This is a genomic window from Bradyrhizobium sp. LeoB3 (assembly GCF_055456055.1).
Genome location: NZ_JBVBEF010000225.1, coordinates 1 through 3,925, shown reverse-complemented (window position 1 = coordinate 3,925; position 3,925 = coordinate 1). Strand labels below are relative to the sequence as shown.

6 protein-coding genes are annotated in these 3,925 nt (G+C 58.2%); 5 read left to right on the top strand and 1 reads right to left on the bottom strand.

What is annotated here, in order from left to right:
- Positions 1-378 precede the first annotated feature (378 nt).
- Positions 379-588 (top strand): cold-shock protein, encoded by a 210-nt coding sequence (locus ACZXDY_RS45075; RefSeq protein ID WP_028169253.1) that lies wholly within the window; start codon positions 379-381, stop codon positions 586-588.
- 195 nt (positions 589-783) lie between these two features.
- A complete protein-coding gene (locus ACZXDY_RS45070; protein WP_464349908.1) occupies positions 784-1,941 on the top strand; it encodes an acyl-CoA desaturase in 1,158 nt (385 codons plus the stop codon).
- A gap of 319 nt (positions 1,942-2,260) precedes the next feature.
- Here the strand turns inward: ACZXDY_RS45070 and ACZXDY_RS45065 are convergent, their stop codons facing one another.
- A complete protein-coding gene (locus tag ACZXDY_RS45065) occupies positions 2,261-2,602 on the bottom strand; it encodes a hypothetical protein (RefSeq protein ID WP_035693082.1) in 342 nt (113 codons plus the stop codon).
- A gap of 364 nt (positions 2,603-2,966) precedes the next feature.
- Between ACZXDY_RS45065 and ACZXDY_RS45060 the strand changes: the two genes are divergently transcribed.
- The 3 genes from ACZXDY_RS45060 to ACZXDY_RS45050 are packed head-to-tail and all read left to right on the top strand — an operon-like array spanning position 2,967 to position 3,875.
- Complete coding sequence (locus ACZXDY_RS45060) at positions 2,967-3,236, top strand: hypothetical protein (RefSeq protein WP_028169255.1); 270 nt, start codon at positions 2,967-2,969, stop codon at positions 3,234-3,236.
- Positions 3,229-3,525 (top strand): hypothetical protein, encoded by a 297-nt coding sequence (locus ACZXDY_RS45055; protein ID WP_028169256.1) that lies wholly within the window; start codon positions 3,229-3,231, stop codon positions 3,523-3,525. Before ACZXDY_RS45060 ends, ACZXDY_RS45055 begins: the two co-directional genes overlap by 8 nt.
- 38 nt (positions 3,526-3,563) lie before the next feature.
- Complete coding sequence (locus tag ACZXDY_RS45050; protein ID WP_051397363.1) at positions 3,564-3,875, top strand: DUF1488 family protein; 312 nt, start codon at positions 3,564-3,566, stop codon at positions 3,873-3,875.
- Positions 3,876-3,925 lie beyond the last annotated feature (50 nt).

Sequence of the window (3,925 nt, the reverse complement as noted above, 5' to 3'; positions counted from 1 at the left end):
TAAGCTTCTCTCATGAGACAGAAGCATTGCGCGATTCGGCCTCACATACCAGCCGGATTAGGTTTCCGACAGGGACACCCCTCCGCAGACATCGCGTTCAAGGCTGGCCGTCTCGTGAGATGGTGCCCATGTGCTCGGTAGGGCGAAAACCGCGCCGCAGGAGCGCTGAAATGGCACATGGGCCCTTAAGCGCGATCCGCAAACATTCCCTTGCGCTGCGACTGCAATGTAACTATGTCTTAAACATTCGAGTTTTCGGCCGAACGACTTGGCCTCGCCGCGAATAGCGCGCCTGACTGACGACCCTCCTCCCAGATCTCGAGTTAACCGATCGCGTTTAGCGCGGTCTCAAATACACACATCGAAGGACGATCTCCCATGACAACGGGAACAGTGAAGTGGTTCAACAACCAAAAGGGTTTCGGCTTTATTCAGCCGGATCAGGGCAGCCAGGATGTCTTCGTTCATATCAGCGCGGTCGAACGTGCGGGCCTGAGCACTCTCAATGAGGGACAGAAGGTTTCCTTCGAGGTCGTCGCAGACCGCCGGACCGGCAAATCTGCCGCGGAAAATCTGCGCGCTGGATAAACTTCCGCCCTCGCCGCCAACGCTTTGACCGCGGATGTACCGGCAAAGCTTCTGGTAAAGACCCCCGCCGCTTGGCGCGCCCAGCAGCGGGGTTCTTTTTTGTCGAGCGACTGAGGGGGCTCGCTAAGCGATTTGAGCCAGCCTTTTAGGCATCCTTTGCATACGCCTGACAGGAAGCTATTGGGACCTGTTGATATGTCGAAGCTCGACGTCGACGAACAGCATGATGATATCGTCTACCCGTCAGCTCTTCCATTTGCATTGATCCATCTGGGATGCGCCGCAGCGTTCTGGTCCGGCATTACGTGGCAGGCGGCCGTTATCGGTATAGCGATCTATTGGCTGCGCATGTTCGCCATCGGTGCAGGGTATCATCGGTACTTCTCGCATCGGTCCTACTCTACTAGCAGACCGTTTCAGTTCATTCTTGCAGCGCTTGCTCAAAGCAGCGCCCAAAAGAGCGTTCTGTGGTGGGCGGCCAAGCACAGGCATCATCATTTGCATTCCGATACTGATCGAGATGTGCATTCGCCCCGGCATAAAGGTTTCGTTTACAGCCATGTTGGCTGGATTTTCGCGCGACAGCACGACGCGACTGACCTTGTTAAAGTTGCGGATCTCGCATCGTTTCCCGAATTGAGGTGGTTGCACAAATTTGAGGTCTTGCCTGCAATAGCACTCGCCGCCTGCTGTTTTCTCGTCGCGGGATGGTCAGGACTGGTGGTCGGCTTCTTGTGGAGCACGGTGCTGCTTTATCACGCGACCTTTTGCATCAACTCTCTCGCGCATGTTCACGGACGCAAGCGGTACGTAACTGGGGATGATTCTCGCAACAATTGGCTGCTGGCGCTGCTTACGATGGGCGAAGGCTGGCACAACAATCATCACGCCTATCAAAGCAGCGTTCGCCAAGGCTTCCGTTGGTGGGAAGTTGACATGACTTTCTACATCTTAAAGGCGCTATCTCTCCTGGGGATCGTCTGGGACCTGAAGGCGCCGCCCGAGCAGGTGAGGCGCAACCAACATCGGCTCGGAGCGAGGGTCATCAATCGAGCGGCCGAGCAGCTTGCTAAACGTTTTAATCCTGAGCGCATTGCGCTTGCAATTACGTCAGCGATGCACTCATCCGAACTGTCCGCCCTGCGGGAAGCGATTAACGAAGCAAAGTGTCATGCCGTCGACGCGCTGCCGGCCGTTCATCTGAACAGGATGCCGACTCGCAACGAATTGCTCGGTCGGGCGCAAGCCATGTTCGCCCGTACGCGCTCGCTAGACGAAATTGTCGACCGAGCGTATCATCTTCTCCTTGAATCTGTGGCCGCGTCGCTTCGGCTTCGATTACAAGCGAGCTAGCGTCGGCGCCACGACATAGCACGAACGCCTATTACAGGACGGGATGTGTCCCCTGACCTATTGCGTACTCTATACTTTTGATATTGCCTGAGGCGGCCTTCATGTTGTTTTCGGCAGGCGTAATTTGCTCTTGGTCTATGCTTGAAAATCCGGGACCTGCATTGGACCGATGTAAACGCACTTGATACCGAAACTTACGATCGCCTGCGACGATCACGAAGTGCATCGGTCATTCCTACCCTTGTTAGCCCAGTGAGGGCAGGCGGATCACAGGACTTGCGAGATGCCAAAAGCTGAATGACATAATCGCTACGACCGATCAGCGGCTATTTCTTCCTCCTGGCTTCAAGCTCGGCTGCTGCCAGATCGCAGCTTTCTGGCTAGGTGCTGCGGCGATGACCTTGATCTTTTCCTTCTTGGGCTTCTTGGCTTCGCGGTTGCCTCGTTGCTGGCCTTTGGCCATGGCGGTCCTCCTGTTTTCGAGATGGTTGAAGTCGTCTGACAACAGGACCTGCCCGCGCGGGGTGCAGATCCTCACGTCGATGCAGCCTTCTTGCACGAGCTGCCTAGCCTTCCTCAGCGCGGCCGCCACCGTGACGCGCCCGAGATGTTCGCTGATACCTTCATGGTGGCCGCTGACAAGGTATTTCAGTTTAGGCATGGAAGACGGCCACCGTGATCACAATGATCCTGAGCAACCGCGGGACGATGGTCGGCGGTACGATCCACTCGGTCAGACGAAATTGCTGCAAGGGTACACGCCTGCGCTTTGCGGCGGGAGCGTGCGCGGCCCTCAGTCACCGATGGATGCCACGGTAAATGCGGTGAGCCGACCCTACGCCTATGTTTTGGGAATAGCGAGCGCTAAAGCATTTTGCGTCAGCTGCGACAAGAGCACGCGCGAAGCGATGGAATACCTCTATTGGCCGCGCGGGCTAAGAAAGCGATGGCTATTGCAGCACAAGGAGCGCATGCTGCTCTCTGGGCCAGCGCCGACGCCGGCGTTTTGCGAAAGGCAGGCGCGCATGACCATCCGTTCCCGACGAGAAGTCGTCACCTTCAAGCACCCGTTCCGGATCAGGGGTATCGATCGCCTGTTGCCCGCCGGCGCCTATGAGGTCGTCACCGACGAGGAGACGATCGAAGGGCTATCGTTCGAGGCGTTCCGCCGCGTCGCCACCATGATCAAGGTGCCGGTGGAAGGCTCTCGCGGGTTGGCGATGGAGGTGGTCTCGATCGGCTCTGTCGATCTGGCCGACGCGCAAGGCATTGACGCGAGCGCATTCGATGCCTGACGAACCGCTCGATCTCGACCGTCACCGCGGCATGGCGGCGCAAAAGGCAACCGACATCCGCCGTGCGCTCGCGGAGGTCGAAACCCATGCACGGGAACTGCGCGAGCGCCGGGCCGAGGTGGAAGACCATCTGTTGTCGATTCCCGCCGCGTCATGGCCGGAGGCGGCCGCCAAGGCGCGCTATGTGCTCAAGCTGTACGCCGCGGGCCTACCGCCGGAAGACACAAGGCATCGCGATCTCGTCGCGGCCATCCTCGTGGACTTTGCTCGGCTTAGCGAGCGGGGCTGAGGCATCATTGGCTGCGCCGCTGTCAAGGAGTGGGTCATATGACGCTCATGCCCGGTCGCTTCATCGGCTATGAATACGACAGGATGGTCGTCCTGTTCTCGATGCTCGACGGCCAGAGGGAGGTCCCCTGCGCGATTTCAACTTCAGCCATGGATGAGTTGGAGGGTGTGGTGCGCGCGAGAGCGGGCCAGCGCGAGGCGCAATTCATGCGGTTGCGCGAGCGCATCGAGGCCTGCGCCGCCGGCAAATATCAGGCGAGTGAGTTCGAAGGCACGCCGCCCAGCATTATTCTGCGCAGCATCGACTTCCGAAAAGACCGCTGTGTGTACCGAAAACCTTGTCCGAGTTGATGATGTGACGGATTCGGCTAAGGTGGCGGGATGATCGGGCTTCTCTGTTT

What these genes read in the sequence shown, in the direction of transcription:
- ACZXDY_RS45075 (WP_028169253.1), top strand. Translation starts at nt 379, where the DNA reads ATGACAACGGGAACAGTGAAGTGGTTCAACAACCAAAAGGGTTTCGGC.
- ACZXDY_RS45070 (WP_464349908.1), top strand. Translation starts at nt 784, where the DNA reads ATGTCGAAGCTCGACGTCGACGAACAGCATGATGATATCGTCTACCCG.
- ACZXDY_RS45065 (WP_035693082.1), bottom strand. Translation starts at nt 2,602, where the DNA reads ATGCCTAAACTGAAATACCTTGTCAGCGGCCACCATGAAGGTATCAGC.
- ACZXDY_RS45060 (WP_028169255.1), top strand. Translation starts at nt 2,967, where the DNA reads ATGACCATCCGTTCCCGACGAGAAGTCGTCACCTTCAAGCACCCGTTC.
- ACZXDY_RS45055 (WP_028169256.1), top strand. Translation starts at nt 3,229, where the DNA reads ATGCCTGACGAACCGCTCGATCTCGACCGTCACCGCGGCATGGCGGCG.
- ACZXDY_RS45050 (WP_051397363.1), top strand. Translation starts at nt 3,564, where the DNA reads ATGACGCTCATGCCCGGTCGCTTCATCGGCTATGAATACGACAGGATG.